At 73.9% G+C, this 17,985-nt stretch carries 15 protein-coding genes and 2 pseudogenes; 11 read left to right on the forward strand and 6 right to left on the reverse strand.

All coding sequences use genetic code 11. From position 1 onward, the window contains the following. Positions 1-10: 10 nt before the first annotated feature. The 7 genes and pseudogenes from ACFYX3_RS00360 to ACFYX3_RS00390 form a co-directional block, all read left to right on the forward strand. Positions 11-517 (forward strand): annotated as a pseudogene (locus ACFYX3_RS00360) (ATP-dependent DNA ligase); the annotation flags it as partial. A 28-nt stretch (positions 518-545) separates the two neighbouring features. Further along, on the forward strand, positions 546-1,421 hold the full coding sequence (locus tag ACFYX3_RS00365; RefSeq protein WP_389006624.1) for a DNA ligase: 876 nt from the start codon (positions 546-548) through the stop codon (positions 1,419-1,421). Positions 1,422-1,711: 290 nt separating this feature from the next. Beyond that, a complete protein-coding gene (locus ACFYX3_RS00370; RefSeq protein ID WP_389006627.1) occupies positions 1,712-3,805 on the forward strand; it encodes a PBS lyase in 2,094 nt (697 codons plus the stop codon). A gap of 101 nt (positions 3,806-3,906) precedes the next feature. Then, a complete protein-coding gene (locus tag ACFYX3_RS00375; protein WP_376589668.1) occupies positions 3,907-4,677 on the forward strand; it encodes a hypothetical protein in 771 nt (256 codons plus the stop codon). Further along, positions 4,674-5,945 carry an ATP-binding protein gene (locus ACFYX3_RS00380; RefSeq protein ID WP_389006629.1) on the forward strand — a complete coding sequence of 424 codons (1,272 nt, stop codon included), beginning with the start codon at positions 4,674-4,676 and terminating at the stop codon, positions 5,943-5,945. The genes ACFYX3_RS00375 and ACFYX3_RS00380 overlap by 4 nt, the downstream gene beginning before the upstream one ends. Before the next feature lie 55 nt (positions 5,946-6,000). After that, positions 6,001-7,365 carry an FtsW/RodA/SpoVE family cell cycle protein gene (locus ACFYX3_RS00385; RefSeq protein WP_389006632.1) on the forward strand — a complete coding sequence of 455 codons (1,365 nt, stop codon included), beginning with the start codon at positions 6,001-6,003 and terminating at the stop codon, positions 7,363-7,365. After that, a complete protein-coding gene (locus ACFYX3_RS00390; protein ID WP_389006635.1) occupies positions 7,362-8,840 on the forward strand; it encodes a penicillin-binding transpeptidase domain-containing protein in 1,479 nt (492 codons plus the stop codon). The genes ACFYX3_RS00385 and ACFYX3_RS00390 overlap by 4 nt, the downstream gene beginning before the upstream one ends. A gap of 198 nt (positions 8,841-9,038) precedes the next feature. On the opposite strand, the gene ACFYX3_RS00395 is transcribed toward ACFYX3_RS00390, so the two are convergent. Both ACFYX3_RS00395 and ACFYX3_RS00400 read right to left on the reverse strand, forming a co-directional pair. Continuing rightward, on the reverse strand, positions 9,039-9,887 hold the full coding sequence (locus tag ACFYX3_RS00395; RefSeq protein WP_389006638.1) for a hypothetical protein: 849 nt from the start codon (positions 9,885-9,887) through the stop codon (positions 9,039-9,041). A 45-nt stretch (positions 9,888-9,932) separates the two neighbouring features. Further along, the gene (locus ACFYX3_RS00400) at positions 9,933-11,042 is read right to left on the reverse strand and encodes a ferritin-like domain-containing protein (protein ID WP_389006641.1); all 1,110 of its coding nucleotides are present in this window, start codon (positions 11,040-11,042) and stop codon (positions 9,933-9,935) included. 124 nt (positions 11,043-11,166) lie between these two features. Here ACFYX3_RS00400 and ACFYX3_RS00405 point away from each other — a divergent pair, with 124 nt between their 5' ends. The 4 genes and pseudogenes from ACFYX3_RS00405 to ACFYX3_RS00420 all read left to right on the forward strand — a co-directional run. Further along, on the forward strand, positions 11,167-11,889 hold the full coding sequence (locus ACFYX3_RS00405; protein WP_389006644.1) for a TetR/AcrR family transcriptional regulator: 723 nt from the start codon (positions 11,167-11,169) through the stop codon (positions 11,887-11,889). Between the two features lie 27 nt (positions 11,890-11,916). Beyond that, positions 11,917-12,216, forward strand: a complete 300-nt coding sequence (locus tag ACFYX3_RS00410; protein ID WP_389006647.1) for a hypothetical protein — start codon at positions 11,917-11,919, stop codon at positions 12,214-12,216. A 74-nt stretch (positions 12,217-12,290) separates the two neighbouring features. Continuing rightward, the gene (locus ACFYX3_RS00415) at positions 12,291-13,724 is read left to right on the forward strand and encodes an NlpC/P60 family protein (protein WP_389006650.1); all 1,434 of its coding nucleotides are present in this window, start codon (positions 12,291-12,293) and stop codon (positions 13,722-13,724) included. Between the two features lie 102 nt (positions 13,725-13,826). Beyond that, positions 13,827-14,693, forward strand: a pseudogene (locus tag ACFYX3_RS00420) (MFS transporter); the annotation flags it as partial. Between the two features lie 317 nt (positions 14,694-15,010). On the opposite strand, the gene ACFYX3_RS00425 reads toward ACFYX3_RS00420, so the two are convergent. From ACFYX3_RS00425 to ACFYX3_RS00440, 4 genes are all read right to left on the reverse strand, one after another. Further along, on the reverse strand, positions 15,011-15,541 hold the full coding sequence (locus ACFYX3_RS00425) for a DUF6584 family protein (RefSeq protein WP_389006653.1): 531 nt from the start codon (positions 15,539-15,541) through the stop codon (positions 15,011-15,013). A gap of 78 nt (positions 15,542-15,619) precedes the next feature. Next, positions 15,620-16,855 carry a styrene monooxygenase/indole monooxygenase family protein gene (locus ACFYX3_RS00430; protein ID WP_376589685.1) on the reverse strand — a complete coding sequence of 412 codons (1,236 nt, stop codon included), beginning with the start codon at positions 16,853-16,855 and terminating at the stop codon, positions 15,620-15,622. A 51-nt stretch (positions 16,856-16,906) separates the two neighbouring features. Beyond that, the gene (locus ACFYX3_RS00435) at positions 16,907-17,590 is read right to left on the reverse strand and encodes an ATP/GTP-binding protein (RefSeq protein ID WP_389006657.1); all 684 of its coding nucleotides are present in this window, start codon (positions 17,588-17,590) and stop codon (positions 16,907-16,909) included. Further along, entirely contained in the window at positions 17,571-17,981 is a 411-nt protein-coding gene (locus tag ACFYX3_RS00440; RefSeq protein WP_116165313.1) for a DUF742 domain-containing protein, read from the reverse strand. Before ACFYX3_RS00440 ends, ACFYX3_RS00435 begins: the two co-directional genes overlap by 20 nt. Between the last annotated feature and the right edge of the window lie 4 nt (positions 17,982-17,985).

Below are 17,985 nucleotides of genomic sequence, written 5' to 3' on the forward strand. Positions count from 1 at the left end.
CGACGGCGCCGCCGACCGGCTCGTGCTCGACCTCGACCCCGGGCCGCCCGCCGGCGTCGTCGACTGCTGCCGGGTCGCGCTGCACCTGCGTGACCGGCTCGCGCAGGACGGTCTTCAGGCCTTCGCCGGGATCTCCGGCTCCAAGGGGATGCACCTGCTCGTCCCGGTGGCGCCGGCGCCGTCCGCGCGGGTCTCGGCGTACGCGAAGCATCTCGCCGTCGAGGCGGAGGCGAAGCCGCCGGACCTCGTCACGCACCGGATGACCGGGGCGCTGCGGTCCGGGAAGGTCTTCGTCGACCACGGCCGGAACGCCGCCGCCAAGACCACCGCCACCCCCTACACCCTGCGGGCGCGGCCCCTGCCCTCCGTCTCGGCGCCCGTCGCCCGGGAGGAGGTGGAGGGCTGCGCCTCGCCCGAGGATCTCGTCCTTCCCATGGGCGACATCGCGCCACGTCTGGAGCGGTACGGGGACCTCATGGAGCCGCTCTTCGAGCCCGGACGGGCGGGGGCCCTGCCGTGGGCGGGGCCCGGAAGGCGGCGCCGTCGTGCTGCCGCCGCCCGTCGACGTCATGCGGCCCCGGGCCGCCGACGAGATCCCCGCACAGGCGGTGCCGCCCCGGGAGCTCCAGTACTCCCTCGATCCGGACGGCTTCCGCGCGCCGGCCTTCGTCCTCGACGGCGGGAAGGCCGCCCTGCGGTCCCGCTCCCGCCGGGACCTCGCGCCGGGGTTCCCCGGCATCGCCGCGCACCTGCGCGAGCAGCTGCCGCCGGGGCTCGTCCTGGACGGCGAGCTGTACGCCCACCGGGACGGGCGGCTCGGCTCCACCGACCTGATCCGGTCGCATGCCGACCGGGTACGGGCCGGGGCGCCCGTCTCGTACGTCGCCTTCGACCTGCTCGCCGTCCCCGGGCGCGACGTGCGCGCGCTGCCGCTCCGCGACCGGCGGGAGCTGCCCGGGGCGGCCCTGCGGGAGGCCGAGCCGCCGCTCCAGCGGGTCCTGGCCCCATCGGACGAGGAGACCGCGCGGGGCTGCTTCCGGGACCTGTGGGACGCGGGCGTCGAGGGGGCGTCGCGAAGCGGCTCGACTCCCCCTACCGGGCGGGCTCCACCTGGGCCTGGCGCAAGATCCGGCACGCCGACACGAGCGACGCCCTGCTGCTCGGCCTCGTCGGGCCGCCCGAACGGCCCGGGCCCTGGTCGTCCGGCTCACCGACGGCCGCACCCTGACCACCTCGCCCCGGCTGACCCCGGCGCAGTCCCGCCAGGTCGGGGAGCTCGCGGACGACCGCGCGGGGTCCCTCACGGGGTACCCGGAGCACGGCCGGTGCGCTGGGTGGACCCGCCGCTCGCGGTCGAGCTGCGCCAGGTCGCGGGGCGGCACGGGACGGCGGCGTTCGTCCGGGTCCGGTCGGAGGGGTAGGGGCGGCGTGGGGGGCGTCCGGCGGGGGCCGTCCGGTGGGGCTCTCGGTGCTCCTCGTCCGGCGCCGTCCCGCGCCTCTCGTCCGGCGCCGTCCCGCGGTCCTCATCCGACACCGGCGTGTCGCCCGTTCCGACACCGACCGCAACTGCCTTGCTCCGCACCGTACATGGCGCAAAGAGACCGCAACACGCGCCCCGGGCACGGCAGGTGTCGCCGGTTCGGCTTTGTTGTCCGTCCTGTGGTGCACACTTGCTGCCTGGCACAGCGCTCACGGGGAAGGCGGCCTGGCAATGCTGACGGGGATCGAGGAGGTCGACTGGGCCTCGCTGGGGCACGCGTACGGCCCCGCGGACGACGTGCCGGAGCTGCTCCGCGGACTCGCCTCCGCCGACCCCGCGGAGCGGGAGACCGCCCTCGACGGCATGTACGGCGCGGTGCACCACCAGGGCGACGTGTACGACTCGACGCTCGCCTGCATCCCCTTCCTCCTCGAACTCGTCGCCGACCCCGCGGTCCAGGACCGGGGCTGCATCGTCGAGCTGCTCACCAGCATCGGCGGGATCGAGCTCGACGACGACGAGGAACTGGACGAACTCGGCGCGGATGACGAGGAGTTCATCCCCGCCGCCAACTACGCGATGGCGGCGGCCGCCATCGCCGCCGGGGCCGACGTCTTCCTCGACCTCGTGTCGGACGCCGACCCCGAGGTGCGGCTGGCCGCGCCGTGCGCGCTCGCCTCGCTGCACCCCGAGCCCGCCCGGGTGCTGAACCTGCTGCGGGAGCGGCTCACCGTCGAGCGGGACACCGAGGTGCGGCTCGCCCTGGTGGCCGCCGTGGGGCGGCTCGCCCTGCGGCACGCGTCGCTGCGCGCCGAGACCGTCGAGTGGCTCGGCTGGCTCGCCCGCGCCGCGCAGGACCCCGGGCTCCGGCTCGCCGCTCTCGCGCAGCGGGCGCGCTGCGCGCCCGGTGACATTCCGGACGATGTGGTGCAGTGGGTGACGGGGCTCCTGGAGGAGATCAGGACCTCGGCGAACCGGCCGGCCGCCCCCGGGACGGAGCGGGCGGCGACGCCGACCCTCATCGGGCAGGTCCGCGAGCTCCTGGAGGAGCACGCCGCCGGGCGGCCCGCGCCGTGGACGGAGGAGCTGCTGCGGACCCTTCACGCCGCGCTGGACGACCGGGTCGACGACCGGATCGCGCTGATCGTCGCGCAGCTGCGGAGTCCCGACTGGGGGCAGCGTTCGGACGCGATCTGGATGTGCGGCGGTTTGATACGGGTCTGGCGCGGGCGGTACGAGGAGGTCGTCCGACTCGTCGGTGCCCAACTCCAGGACCCCGAGCCCCGGCTCCGCGAGGCGGCCACGTCCTTCCTGGAGCGACTCTTCGAACTGGGCGCACCCGCAGCGGACGCACTCGCCGCCCGCCTCGCGGCGGGCCCGGGAGCCGCGGGCCCGGCCACTGCGGGGCCGGTCGGGTCCGGGCGGGACGGTGCTCTGCTCGCGCTCGCCCGGGCCGGGGACACCCGGGCGGTCCCGTTGCTCGCCCGGGCGCTGGAGGAGCCCGAGGTGCGGCGCGAGTTGCTGTACGCCATGGACGGGCTCGGGCCCTCCGCGGCGATGCTCTCCCCGCTGCTCACGCGCCGGCTCGCCGAGGTCGAGCTCGACGAGCGGCTGTACGACCGGGCGGCACCGCTGCTGTACGCCCTGGCGGCCGTGCGGGGCGCCCAGGCCGTGCCGGAGGTGCTGCGGGTGCTGCGCGGGGCGCCGGCGAACCGGCGCGACTGGGTGCGGGAGGCCACCCTGCGGACCCTGGCGGCCTTCGGGCCCGCCGCCGTGGAGGCCGTACCGGACATGCGAAGACTCCTGGCCGCCGATTCGGCCGCGGTGGCCACGACGGCGGCGCGGGCACTGTGGGCGGCCGAGGGTGATCGCGGGGACGTGCTGCCGGCCCTGGAGGGGTGGCTCCGGCCGGGCGCGTCGGGTGCGGAGTGGTGTGCGGCCGCGCAGGCCCTCGGCGAGATCGGTCCGGCGGCGGCCGCGGCGGCCCCGGCCCTGCGGCCGGGTCTGGCCTCGCGGGACCTGTGGGTGCGGGTCCGCAGCGCGGCGGCGCTGTGGCGGGTGTCGGGTGACGCGTCGGTGGCGCTCCCGGTGCTGCTCGCGGCCTGGGAGGAGAACCGGCACGCGCGCGTGGACATCGCGGAGTGTCTGGCGGAGATGGGCCCGGCGGCCTCGGCGGCGCAGCTGGTCGTCCTCACCGAGCTGACCCGCAGGCGCCGTCACAACGCCCGCGAGGACGGCTCCGGCAGCCATGACATCCACGTGGACGAGAAGCTGCTGACCCTGTGCCGGGCGGCGCTGGCCCGGATGGAGCGGGGTACGTTCTAGGACCGCCCGAAGGGAACCGGTCCGATGATGAGACAAAAAGGACTTCATTCCGCATAAGGTCTACGGGGAGCCCGACCCCCATCGACCGACCGAGGAGCAGTGTGAGACCGCGCGGAGTGCAGTGGGCCGTCGGCGTCCCGTGCGTGCTCGCCCTCGCGCTCTCCGGGTGCGGCGGCAAAGTGGGCGGGCTCAGGAGTGCCGGGCCCACGCCCACCGCGGTGGGGCCCGTCCGGCTCTGGCCCGATCTGCCGCCCGCCACGAACCCGCCGCTCGACTACGGCGAGTCCGACACCCAGCGCGTCCCCGGCGTCGAGGTCGCCGACAACGACGTCCACTCCGTCGACCCGGTGGCGGTCGTCCAGGCCGAGGTGCGCGCCCACCCCGACACGTACACCGGCGCGGACGGCCTCTACGCGCAGACGGCCCGGGCGATCGAGGCCTGCGGGACGGCACCGGCCGCCTGTCCGGTGCTGCGGCCGTACTACCGCGACCTCACCGGCAACGGCCGGGACGAGCTGATCGTCGGGATCCGGATGCCGGACCAGCAGGTCGGGGTGCGGGTCTACCTCGCCGAGAACGGCGGCCTCACCCGGATCATGTCGACCGTCGACCAGGTCATCAGCGTGGAGCTGGCGGGCCGGGACCTGATCCTGCGGGTCGGCTCGGCCGGCATCCCCGGGTACGAGTACCGGACCGCCTGGTCCTGGGACGAGCAGCAGGGCAGCATGCTGCCGACCCGCGACGAGATCGTGCGGGTGAAGCCCTCCGGCACCGGGCCCTCCATGGTGCCCGCGCCCCACCTGGTGAGCCCGTCGCCGACTCCGACGGACGGGCCCGCGCCCGTACCCCTGCCCCCGGAGGCGACGCCGTGAGGGCGCCCCGGCGGCCCGCCTGGACCGCGACCCTCACCTGGAAGGCCGCGGTCTTCATCACGGTGATGTGCTGCGCCCTGGCCGCCCTGCTCGGTGTCCTCGTCCACGTCTCGGTGGCCGGCCAGACCGTGAGCGACTCCCGGGAGAAGGCCCTGACGCGGCTCACCGAGGTCGGCGAGCTGTACGAGGCGGGCGAGCCGCTCCCCCGGTTCGCCGGGGTGGATCCGCCCGGCCTCCCCGCCTCGCTGCGGGCGCTCGCCGTGCGCGGGGAGCGCGGCACGATGGTGTCCGAGTACGCGGGCCGGCCGACGATGTGGGCGGCGGGCCCTGCGGACGGCCGCGCCCTCGCCGTACGCCTCGACTACACCCAGAGCGCCGAGACGATCGACGCGCTCGACCGCTCGATCCTCGGCTCCTCCGTCCTGGCCATCGGGGCGACCCTGCTCGTGGGCGCCTTCGCGGTCACCCGGGTCACCCGCCGGTTGCACCTCACCGCGCAGGTGGCCCGCCGGATCAGCGCCGGCGACCTCGACGCGCGCGTCGACGACCCCCGCACGAAGGACCCGACCCGGCCCCAGGACGAGGTGGCCACGGTCTCCGGGGCCCTCGACACGATGGCCTCCTCGCTCCAGCGCAAGCTGCAGAGCGAACAGCGGTTCACCGCCGACGTGGCGCACGAGCTGCGGACCCCGCTGACCGGGCTCTCGGCGGCTGCCGAACTGCTGCCGGAGGGGCGGCCGTCGGAGCTCGTCCGGGACAGGGTTCGGGCGATGCGCGGGCTCACCGAGGACCTCCTGGAGATCTCGCGGCTCGACGCCCGCACCGAGACCGTCGACCTGGCGGTGCACGAGCTCGGGCCGCTCGCCGAGCGGGTGGTGCGCGCCTCGGGCACGGCTGCAGAAGTGCGGGTGCTCCGGGACGCCACGGTCGAGACGGACCGGCGGCGGGTGGAGCGGGTGCTCGGCAATCTGGTGGCGAACGCGCACAAGCACGGGGCGCCGCCGGTGGTGGTGACGGTGGACGGCCCGGTGGTGTCCGTGCGGGACCACGGGCCTGGCTATCCGGCGTACCTCCTGGAGTCGGGACCGCAGCGGTTCCGTACCGAGGGCGGGAGCAAGGGGCACGGCCTCGGGCTGACGATCGCGGCCGGGCAGGCGGAGGTGATCGGCGCCGAGCTGGTCTTCGCCGCCGCCCCGGACGGGGGCGCCGAGGCCCGGCTGCGGCTGCCGGAGTACGTGGCGCTCGCCCCTTCCGGCGCGGAGGAGTGACGGCACACCGTCACACAAAAGGGACATAGGGCATACCGCTTGCTACGTTGCGGCCATGACCGCACCTCCGCCCGGCATCCGCGTCCCGAAGCGGCGCGGCGTGGAGCTGTCGCTCCTGATCGGCGCGGTCCTGATCTCCGTCCTCGGGTACGCGGAGGTGGGCCTCGCCCGCAGCGGCGCGGTGCCGCCCGACGCCGCCCGCTACGGGGCCGGGCTCGGGCTGCTCGCGCTCGTCGCCCACCTCGCGGTCCGCTTCCGCGCCCCGTACGCCGATCCCCTGCTGCTGCCGATCGCGGTCCTGCTCAACGGCCTCGGCCTGGTGCTGATCTACCGCCTCGACCTGGAGACGCCGAAGGACCAGGCGGCGACGACGCAGCTGGTCTGGTCGACGCTCGGGGTGGCGCTGTTCATCGTGGTCGTCCTGCTGCTCCGCGACCACCGGACGCTCCAGGGGTACGCGTACGTGTCGGTGGCCGCCGCGCTCGCCCTGATGATCCTGCCGATCTTCTTCCCCGCGGTGAACGGCGCCAAGATCTGGATCCGGATCGGCGGGTTCTCGTTCCAGCCGGGCGAGTTCGCCAAGATCCTGCTCGCGGTGTTCTTCGCCGCGTACCTCGCCGCCAACCGCAACGCGCTCGCGTACACCGGCCGCCGGATCTGGAAGTTCCAGTTCCCGACGGGCCGGGTCCTCGGGCCGATCGTGGCGATCTGGCTGCTCAGCGTCGGCGTCCTCGTCCTGGAACGGGACCTGGGCACCTCGCTGCTCTTCTTCGGCCTCTTCGTGATCATGCTGTACGTGGCGACCGGCCGGACCGGCTGGATCGCGGTCGGCCTCGTCCTGGCCTCCGCCGGAGCCTTCCTCGTCGGCTCGCTGGAACCGCACGTCCACACCAGGGTCCAGGACTGGCTGGACCCCTTCGCCTCGATCCGCGCGGGGGACGGGCCCGGGCAGCTCGCCCAGTCGCTCTTCGCCTTCGCCGCCGGCGGGATCCTCGGCACCGGGCTCGGTCTCGGCCATTCCGTCCTCATCGGCTTCGCCACCAAGTCCGACTTCATCCTGGCGACGGCCGGCGAGGAGCTCGGGCTCGTCGGCCTCACCGCGCTCTTCCTGCTGTACGCGCTGCTCGTCGCCCGCGGCTACCGCGCCGGCCTCTCGCTGCGCGACCCCTTCGGGCGGCTGCTCGCGATCGGCCTCGCCTCGATCGTGGCGCTCCAGGTCTTCGTGATCGCGGGCGGGGTGATGGGGCTGATCCCGCTGACCGGCATGGCGATGCCGTTCCTGGCGCAGGGCGGCTCCTCGGTCGTCACCAACTGGGTCATCGTCGCGCTCCTCATCCGCGTCAGCGACTCGGCCCGCGCGCCGCAGCCGGACGCCGCCGACACGGGGGAACTGGCCAGGATCGGGGAGGGCACACGGTGATCCGCTACATCCGGAGGGCCGCCGCCCTCTGCCTCGTCCTCCTGGTGGCGCTGCTCGTCAACGCCGCCCGCGTGATGGTCTTCCAGGCCGACTCCCTCGACGACGACCCGGCCAACCGGCGGATCGCGATCGACCGGTACGCGCATCCGCGCGGCGGGATCGTCGTCGACGGGAAGCCGGTGACCGGATCCCGGGACAGCGGACAGCAGTTGCGCTGGGAACGGACGTACAAACAGGGCCCGTTGTACGCGCCGGTGACCGGCTACTCCTCCCAGACGTACGGCACGACGCTCGTCGAGCACGCCGAGGACGACGTCCTCGCGGGCACCGACCCGATGCTGGCACCCCTGCCCTTCTGGAACGACCTCACCCGCGGCCGGCAGCCCGGCGGCGACGTCGTGACGACGATCCGCGCCCCGATGCAGGAGGCCGCCTTCCGGGGGCTCGACGGGAAGCGGGGCGCGGTCGTGGCGGTCGAGCCGTACAGCGGCCGCGTCCTCGCGCTGGTCAGCTCGCCCTCGTACGACCCGGGGGTCCTGTCCGGGACGGGCGAGGCGGTCGAGGACGCCTGGCGGCGCCTCAACACCTCACCGAACCAGCCGATGCTGAACCGGGCGCTGCGGCAGACGTACCCGCCGGGCTCCACCTTCAAGATCGTGACGGCCGCGGCGGCCCTGGACGCGGGGGTGGTGCGGGACCCGGACGCGGCGACGGACACCCCGGACCCGTTCGTGCTGCCCGGCACCCGGCAGGTCCTGCCGAACGAGGCGACGGGCTGCGGCGACGCGTCCCTCGCGTCCGCGATCCAGTGGTCCTGCAACACGGTGATGGCCGGACTCGGGGTGAAGGTGGGGCTGACGGGGATGGTCGACGCGGCGGAACGGTTCGGCTTCAACGACACGGGGCTCCGGGTGCCGTCCTGGGTGGCGAAGTCCAACTTCGACCGGGAGATGAGCCCGGACCAGCTGGCGCTCTCGTCGATCGGGCAGTTCGACACGACGGCGACCCCGCTCCAGATGGCGATGGTGGCGGCGGCCGTCGCCAACAACGGGGAGATCGCCCGGCCGTACCTCGTCGACCGCACCACGACCTCCGGCGGCACGACCGTCGACCGCACGGCCCGCCGCAGCTACCGCCAGGCGATGAACCCCGCGACGGCGATGCAGCTCCAGCGGCTGATGGTGCGGGCCGTGGAGGAGGGCACGGGGACGAACGCGATGATCCCCGGGGCCCGGGTCGGCGGCAAGACGGGCACCGCCCAGCACGGCTTCGGCAACACGGGCACCCCGTACGCCTGGTTCATCGCCTGGGCGCAGGCGGACGACGCGGCCCAGCCCGCGGTGGCGGTGGCGGTCGTCGTCGAGGACGCGGAGGCCTCCCGTACGGACATCAGCGGGGGCGGCAGCGCGGCGCCGATCGCCAAGGCGGTGATGGAGGAGGCGCTGAGGCTGGAGGCGGAGGCGCGGAAGCCGTAGCCGTAGCCGTAGCCGGGGGCTGGATCGTGGATCCAATATCCCGTAGCCAGGAGGCTGGATCCAGGATCCTGGATCGCGGATCGCGGATCCGATACCCCGTAGTCAAGGAGCTGGATCCTGGATCGCGGATCCAATATCCCGTAGCCAGGAGATTGGATCCTGGACCGTGGATCCAATATCCCGCCCCCTCCACGTGCGTCAGCCGATCGGCTTGCGGATCTCCGCGCGGATCTTGACCGTGGTCTCGGCGAGCTCGGCCAGGTCGACGTCCTTCGGGTCGGCGGTGGCCGACTCGGCGGTGACGAGGGCGATCGCGGCCGCGGTGTTGTCGTCGCCCCAGGCGCACATGGGGAGCGTGGTCGTGCCGAGCGCGCTCTTCGACGTGGTGACCTGGCAGCTGACGGTCACTCCGGATCCGGCGGGCGTGAAGTTCCTGGGCCGGACGACGAGCGTGGAGCCCTCGTCCGTGGCGGCGCCACGGAGGATGGACGCGCGGGTGGCCCCGGGGTTCTTGATGCGGCCGTACATCCCGGAGAGGACGAGGGTGGCCTGGTTCTCGCCGCGGTACTGCCCGACCGCCGCCTGGGCGTCCTTCACGGTGAAGTCGGGGGTGTTCTCGATCTCCTTGCCCTGGGTGTCGGAGAGGTCGGAGACCAGGGTGTACCGCTCGGCGAGGAGGGTCTTGGGGACGACGAGCTTGTGCGTCGCCTCGGGGAAGGAGCCGGTGACGCCGTCGAGCCCGGCCTTGGCCGCGTAGCCGAGACCGCCGACCAGGACCAGGGATCCGACGACGATGCCGGTGATCGCCGCGGCCGACAGCTTCTTCTTCGGCGGCCCCATGGGCGGCTGCCCCCAGACCGGCGCGCCGGGCCCCGGGTACTGCGGGGGAACCCCCTGCGGCGGAACACCGTGCGGCGGGTAGCCCTGCGGGGCGCCGAAGGCACCGGGCTGCTGCGGGACTCCGTACGCGCCCGGCTGCTGCGGGGGCGGTACGGGCCCGCTGTACGGCTGGTGGGGCGGCGGGGTCGGCGATGGCGGCATGGTCATGACGAGCACGCTACGTCACCCGTATGACGACCCCCGCCCCTACTCCTACTCCCCCGCCGACCCCTCAGCGATCGCGGCCTCCACCTCCGCGACCCGCTCGGACTCCTCCGTCGCGAACCGTTCGCGGTCCAGCGCCTCCGCGATCTCCTCGTCCTGGGTCATCAGCAGGTCCAGGTTGGAGTCGCCGAGGTCGAAGACGCCCATGTCGAGGTAGGCCTTCTGGAGGCGCTCGCCCCAGAGGCCGATGTCCTTGACGCAGGGGACGATCCGGCTGAAGAGGAGCTTGCGGAAGAGGTGCAGGAACTCGCTCTGCTCACTGAGTTCCTCCGCCTCCTTCTTCGGGATGCCGAAGTTCTCCAGGACCTCGACCCCGCGCAGCCGGTCGCGCATCAGATAGCAGCCCTCGATGACGAACTCCTCGCGCTCGCGCAGTTCGGCGTCGCCGAGCTGCCGGTAGTAGTCGCGCAGGGCCATCCGGCCGAAGGCGACGTGCCGGGCCTCGTCCTGCATCACGTACGCGAGGATCTGCTTGGGCAGCGGCTTGTCGGTGGTGTCGCGGATCATGCCGAAGGCGGCGAGGGCGAGGCCTTCGATGAGGACCTGCATGCCGAGGTAGGGCATGTCCCAGCGGGAGTCGCGCAGGGTGTCGTCGAGGAGGCCCTGGAGGTTGTCGTTGATCGGATACAGCATCCCGATCTTCTCGTGGAGGAAGCGGCCGTAGATCTCGGCGTGTCGGGCCTCGTCCATGGTCTGGGTGGCCGAGTAGAACTTGGCGTCCAGGTCGGGGACGGACTCGACGATCCGGGCGGCGCAGACCATGGCGCCCTGCTCGCCGTGGAGGAACTGGCTGAACTGCCAGGAGGCGTAGTGCCGGCGCAGGTCGCCCTTGTCCTTCTCGGTCATCTTCGCCCAGTGGCGGGTGCCGTGGAGCGTCAGGACCTCGTCGGGGGTGCCGAGCGGGTCGTACGGGTCGACCTCGATGCCCCAGTCGATCCGGGTCGCGCCGTCCCACTGCTTGTCCTTGCCCTTCTGGTAGAGGGCGAGGAGGCGCTCGCGGCCGTCGTCGTAGTCCCAGGAGAAGCGGGCGGAACCGGCGGCGGGGACCTCCCAGACGGGTCCGGCCGGGGCGTTCACGTAGAGGTCGTGCGTCGACACTGGCGACTCCTTCCGTCCTTTTCCAGCAGGCTCACACGGTGGTAGACGGATCGTCAACAAGTCGCGCACAAGGCTTTGTCGCCCCGGCGCCCGAGCGATCCGCTCCGCGGATACGCTGCGGTGCATGACGAGCGCCGCCACCCCCGCGTACCGCAGGCTCAGCGTCGAGGAGCGGCGCGGGCAGCTCCTCGACACCGCCCAGGAGCTCTTCGCCCACCGGGCGCCCGAGGACGTCTCGCTCGACGACGTCGCCGAGGCGGCCGGGGTCTCGCGGCCCCTCGTCTACCGCTACTTCCCCGGCGGCAAGCAGCAGCTGTACGAGGCGGCCCTGCGCTCCTCGGCCGACGCCCTGAACCGCTGCTTCACCGAACCGCCGGAGGGGCCGCCCACCGAGCGGCTCGGCCGGGTGCTCGACCGCTACCTGGCCTTCGTCGACGAGCACGACACCGGGTTCAGCGCCCTGCTGCGCGGCGGCAGCGTCGCCGAGACCTCCCGGACCTCCGCGATCGTGGACGAGGTGCGGCGGGCCGCCGCCGGGCAGATCCTCGTCCACCTCGGGGTGGAGCGGCCGGGCCCCCGGCTCGGCATGCTCGTCCGGACGTGGATCGCGGCCGTCGAGGCCGCCTCGCTCATCTGGCTCGACGAGGAGAAGCGGCCGCCGGCCCGGGAGCTGCGGGAGTGGCTCGTCGACCATCTCGTCGCCCTGCTCGCGGCGACCGCGGCGGGCGACCCGGAGACGGCGGAGGCCGTGAGGCGGCTCCTCGCACAGGAGACCCCCGAGGGGCCGGTGGCGGCGCTCGCCCGCCGGGTGATCCCGATGGCGGGCGAGGCGGCCCACCTGCTGTGAGGCCCTGGACCGGGAGAGACTGTGGGGGTGAAGAGCGAGAACACCCCCTTCCGCGGCGGCCCCCTCGACGGCCGGGTCCTGCCGATCCTGGTCGGACCGACCGGCAACCCGCCGAAGTGGTACGAGATCCCGGTCCCGGCGCACGACGGGCGTCCGCCGACCCTGTACACCTACCGGCGCGAGCCCTCGGGATACACGAAGCGGCTCGGGCTCCAGCGCGGCTGGGTCTACCAGTACGCCCCCGAGGGGCGGGAGCGGCGCGAGCTGAAGTGGCCGTGGTCGAAGCCGACGCCGGGGCCGGGGCCGGGGCCGGGGCCGAACGAGTGACGCGCGAGGGCACGCCCCGATTCGTACGGTAATCAGATGAAGTGACCCGTCATCATCCCCGTGGAGGTGATGACGTGTCGCGAAGGCTGCTGCGCACGGTCTGCACGGGGGCGCTCGCCGCGGTGACGGCCCTCACGGGAGTCCTCCCGGCGGCGGGCGCCGCCCCGGACCCCCCTCCGGTGGACCCGCCGACAGGGGCCCCTATCGCCTGGGCCGACCCGGCGGCGGAACCGGTGGGACCGGTGGATACGGGCACGCCGGGCGTGACGGCCGCGGCCCCCGCGCCGCCTGCGGGCACGAGTACGGCTCCCGGCGCGGATCCGGTCGCACCTTCGGGTACCGGTACGGATCCCGTCTCGCCTGCCGGTACGAGTACGGATCCCGTCGCCCCGGCCGCCACCCCTCCCCCCGTCACGGCCGCTCCCCCCGCGAACGGCACCGCCGAGGACGACGACGCCGCAGCCCTCCCGCCCCCCGGCGGGGACTCCGTCGGCGGGCTGCTCACCCGGCTTCGGACGCTGTACCAGCAGGCCGAGGCGGCGACCGAGAAGTACAACGCCGCCGAGGAGGCCCTGAAGCGCCAGGCCGCCGACACCAGGAAGGTCACCGCCCGGCTCACCGCCGCCCGGACCGCGCTCGCGGAGGGCCGCGCGGCGGCCGGCCGGATCGCCCGGGACCAGTACCAGGGCAGGTCCGATCCCTCCTCGTTCCCCTCGTACCTGGGGCTGCTCTTCGCCGCGGACCCCCAGTCGGCCCTGGACGAGGGGCATCTGATGGCCCGCGCGGCCCGCGACCGGGCCGGTGCCATCTCGCGGCTCACCCGGGCCGAGCGGCAGGCCGGCAGCCTCGCGATCGCCTCCCGCAAGGCGCTCGACCGGCAGCAGGGGCTCGCGGCCGCGCAGCGCACCCGGCGCGACGAGGTGCGGGCCAAGCTCCAGGAGGTCGAGAAGCTGCTCGCCGCCCTGTCGCCGGACCAGCTGTCCCGGCTCACCGCGCTCGAACGCGTCCAGACCGCCGGCGCGCAGCGCGAGCTGCTCGACTCCGGGGTCCTGGACGGCGTGCGCACCCCGTCGCGGGCGGGGGCGGAGGCCCTGCGCTTCGCGGTGGGGCAGATCGGCAAGCCGTACGAGTGGGGGGCGGAGGGCCCGGAGGCGTACGACTGCTCGGGGCTGACGCAGCAGGCGTGGGCGGCGGCCGGCCGGGAGCTGCCGAGGACCAGCCAGGAGCAGTGGGCGACCCTGCCCCGGGTGCCGCTGTCCGAGCTGCGCCCCGGGGACCTGGTGGTCTACTTCCCGGGCGCGACCCATGTGGCGCTCTACCTGGGCGGGGGCCTGGTGGTGCAGGCCCCGCGCCCCGGCGGCAGGGTGAAGGTCTCCCCGCTCGCGGCGAACCCGGTGCTCGGGGCCGTACGGCCCGATCCGGAGGGCAGGGCCCTGGAGACGTACACCCCGCCCGCGCTTCCGGCAGGTGCGAGGGACGGCGGGGACGAGGGCTACGACAAGAACTGAACTCCCTTTCCCCGCACACCTCTTGCTCTTGCACGTAATATGCAACAAGCTTGACGGGTCCTTACAGACTTCCGACCGCCTGTCCCGGAGCGGAGCCCCGTCATGCCCCGACTGCTGCCGGACACCCGGCCCCAGCGCGCGCTCGCCGCCTCGAACTTCGTCAATGCCGTCGGCAGCGGCCTCTTCCTGACCGCCGGAGTGCTGTACTTCACCCAGGCCGTGCACCTCCCGGCCGCCACCGTCGGCCTCGGGCTCGGCATCGCCGGGCTCCTCTCGCTCGCCGTCGGGATCGCCGTCGGCCACCTCGCGGACCGGTGCGGGGCGCGCGGGGTCTTCGTGACCACCCTGGCGGTGCAGGCGCTCGCCACGGCGGCCTTCGTCCTCGCCGACAGCTTCTGGCCGTTCGTGCTCGCCGTCTCCGCGGCGACCGGCGCGAAAGCGGCCGGCCTCGCCGCCCGGGCGCCGCTCGTCCGGCACTACGGAGGGGACCGGCCGCAGGATTTCCGCGCTTATCTGCGCGCCGTGACCAACGTCGGCATCTCCCTCGGCGCCCTCCTCGCGGGATGGGCGGTCCAGGTCGGCACGCTCGGCGCCTACCGGGTCCTGGTCGCCGGGAACGCGCTCGCGTTCGCGGCCTCCGCCGCCGTCCTGCTCCTGCTGCCGCCCGTCGCGCCCGCGCCCGTCGCCCGCGGCCCCCGGTGGATCGCGCTGCGGGACCGGCCGTATCTGGCGCTCACCGCGCTCGACGGTGTCATGGCGGTCCAGTTCAAGGTGCTCACGGTCGCGATCCCGCTCTGGCTCGTGGGCTCGACCGCCGCCCCGCACTGGCTGGTCTCCGGCACCATGCTCGCCAACACGGTCCTCGTCGTCGGCCTCCAGGTGCGGGCGAGCCGCGGGATCGACTCGCCCCGGGCCGGCGGCCGGGCCTACCGGCGCGCCGGAGCGGCCTTCCTCGTCTCCTGCGCCCTCGTCCCGCTCTCCGCCGGGACATCCGTGGCGGTGGCCGTGGCCCTGCTGCTCGCCGCCGTGGTCGTCCACACGGCCGGCGAACTCTGGCACGCGGCGGGCGGCTTCGAGGTCTCGTACGCCCTCGCACCGCCCCACGCCACGGGCCAGTACCTGGGCGTCTTCGGCCTCGGCGCCGGTCTCTCCGAGGCCCTCGGACCCGGTCTCCTCATTGCTCTCTGCATCGGCTGGGGCCGCCCCGGCTGGTTCGCCGTGGGCGCCCTCTTCGCCCTGACCGGCCTCCTGACCCCGCTCGCCGTCCGGCGCGCGGAGCAGGGCCGTCAGTCGCTGAAGAGGGAGATGACGCCGAGCACCCAGACCCAGCCGAAGGCGATCGTCCCGACCAGGCAGCCGACGCCCGCGGCGACGCCGCCGGCCGTCCACCCGTCGGCGTCCGGCGCGCGCTGCCCGTCCGCGTCCTCGTCGTAGGAGGCGGGGTCGTCCCAGTCGACCGGCCGCCCCAGCTCCCCGGCGCGGGCCGTCCGCACCTCCGCCAGCTGCCGCTCGGCGAACGGGGTGGCGGCCAGCGCCTCGGGGCCGCGCCACGCGAGGGCCTTCATGCGCCACGCGGGAGACCCGTACCGCTCCTCGAAGGCGGCCGTCTCGTCCGTACGCCGGTCCTCTTCGAGATACATCCAGCGCCCGGCCTCCGCCGCGTCCCCGTACAGCCGGTACACCCCGGCGAGCCGGCGGCGGAGGGTCAGGTCGTACGGGAAGGAGGAGACGAGACCGCGCAGGCGCTGGCGCGCCATCGGCACACGGCCGGCGGCCAGGTCCGCGTCCACGCGGGCGAGGGTCTGTGTCGGGGGCATGCCTCATGATCGAACACGGGTACGCGCCGGATCGACCGGATTTCGACGGCCGGCGCGCGGGCGCCGGCCGTCGGGGCACTAGCCGGCGGAGACCTCGGCCAGGTACGCGGACGTCTTCTCCGGGTCGAAGAAGAAGTTCTCGAAGTCCGCCGGGTCGTTGAAGCCGTTGGCGAAGCGGTCGGCGACGGGCTGGAGCCCGCCGGCCGCGCCGAGCAGGTTCAGGACGTGCTCCGGCGGGGGCGCCAGCATCGCGTTCGTCCACTTGGTGACGTGCTGGGCCGTGTTCCAGTAGCGGTCGAAGGCGCCCTGCATCCACTCCTCGTCGAAGGGCTTGTCGCCCTGCTCGACGATGGCGGCGAGGTACGCGGCGGCGCACTTGGACGCCGAGTTGGAGCCCTGGCCGGTGATCGGGTCGTTCGCCACGACGACGTCGGCGACGCCGAGGACCAGGCCGCCGCCGGGGAGGCGGCCGATGGGGTTGCGGACGGTCGGCGCGTACCGGCCGGCGAGGGTGCCGCCCGCGTCGGTCAGCTCGACCTTGGTGGCGCGCGCGTACTCCCAGGGCAGGAACTTCTCCATGAGCTCCAGCGTCAGCGCCAGGTGCTCCGAGGGGTCCTTGACGCCCTTGAACGCGTCGACGGGGCCGCCGGGGACGCCCTCCCAGAAGAGGATGTCGGCACGGCCGCCGGTGGTCAGCGTCGGCATGACGAAGAGCTCGCCGACACCGGGCACGATGTTGCAGCGGACCGCGTCGAACTCCGGGTGCTCGGGACGCGGGCCGAGGCCGTGGACGTACGCGACGGCGAGAGCGCGCTGCGGCTCGCTGTACGGCGAACGGGCGGCGTCCCGGCCGAACATGGAGACCAGCTCGCCCTTGCCGGCCGCGACGAGCACCAGGTCGTAGCTGCGGGAGAAGTAGTCCAGGTCGCCGACTGCCGCGCCGTGTATCACCAGCTGGCCGCCGCGCTGGGCGAAGGTGTCCATCCAGCCGGCCATCTTCACGCGCTGGTCCACGGACTGGGCGTATCCGCCGAGCCGGCCGACCCAGTCGATCACGCGGGCGGACTCGGGTCCCGCGACGGAGACGCCGAGGCCCTCGATCCGCGGGGCCTGGGACTCCCAGAAGTTCAGCCCGAGGTCGCGCTCGTGCTGGAGGGCGGTGTCGAACATGCACTGGGTGGACATGACCCGGCCGGTACGGATCTCGTCCGCCGTCCGGTTCGACATGAGGGTGACCTCGTACCCCTGCGACTGGAGTCCGAGGGCGAGCTGCAGGCCGGACTGGCCTGCGCCGACTATGAGTATCTTCCGCATGGGTGGTGCTCCTGGCGACGGTGAGCTGTGGGGAGGGCGGTTCTGGGCCGGCTATTCGGGCGTGGCTTCGAGGGCGTGCGCGACCATCGCGAGCAGGGTCTCGACGACGCTGTACCGCTTGCGCGCATCCATGATCACCACGGGCACGTGCGCGGGCACGGTCAGGGCCTCCCGTACGTCGTCCGCCTCGAACAGCTCCGTGCCCTCGAAGTGGTTGACGGCCACGATGTACGGCAGCCCGCAGCTCTCGAAGTAGTCGAGCGCCGGGAAGCAGTCGGTGAGCCGGCGCGTGTCGGCGAGGACTATCGCCCCGATCGCGCCCCGCACCAGGTCGTCCCACATGAACCAGAAGCGCTGCTGCCCCGGCGTGCCGAAGACGTACAGCACCAGGTCGTTGTCGAGCGTGATCCGGCCGAAGTCCATCGCCACCGTGGTGGTGAGCTTGTCCGGCGTGGCGGTGAGGTCGTCGGTGTCCTCGCTCGCCCGGGTCATCAGCGCCTCGGTCTGGAGCGGGGTGATCTCCGAGACGGCGCGGACGAAGGTGGTCTTGCCGACGCCGAAGCCGCCCGCGACGACGATCTTCGTCGCGATCGGGGCGCGCGAGTGGTCGAGCTGCCAGTCCTGGGCGCCCTCTTCGGTGTCCGGGACCGGACCCTCGGGCCCCGGCTGCGCGGGGATGCCGGCGACCGCCGGGCTTTCGGAGACGGCGGTGGCGTCAGAGACGACGGAGTCCACTCAGCACCCTTTCGAGGAGCGCGCGGTCGGGCTGGCCGGTGCCGTGACCGGTCCCGTACACACGGATCTTTCCCTGGTCGGCCAGGTCGCTGAGCAGCACCCGGACGACCCCCAACGGCATCTTCAGAAGCGCCGAGATCTCCGCGACCGTCCGCATCCGGCGGCAGATCTCGACGATGGCCCGCATCTCCGGCATCAGCCCGCGGACGGCGGGCCCGCCGTCCGTGAGGACCTTGCGGGCGGCGGGCGCTTCGAGCGCCGCCACGAAGGTCTCGACGAGCAGGATGTGCCCGAATCGGGTGCGGCCGCCGGTCAGCGAGTACGGGCGCACGCGCGCGGGGCGGCGGTTCTCCCCTCGTACCGGCAGCTTGAACCCGTGGGCTGAGGACATGGCC

Origin of the sequence: Streptomyces sp. NPDC002463, from assembly GCF_042889835.1 — a bacterium.
GTDB classification, from domain to species: domain Bacteria; phylum Actinomycetota; class Actinomycetes; order Streptomycetales; family Streptomycetaceae; genus Streptomyces; species Streptomyces nymphaeiformis.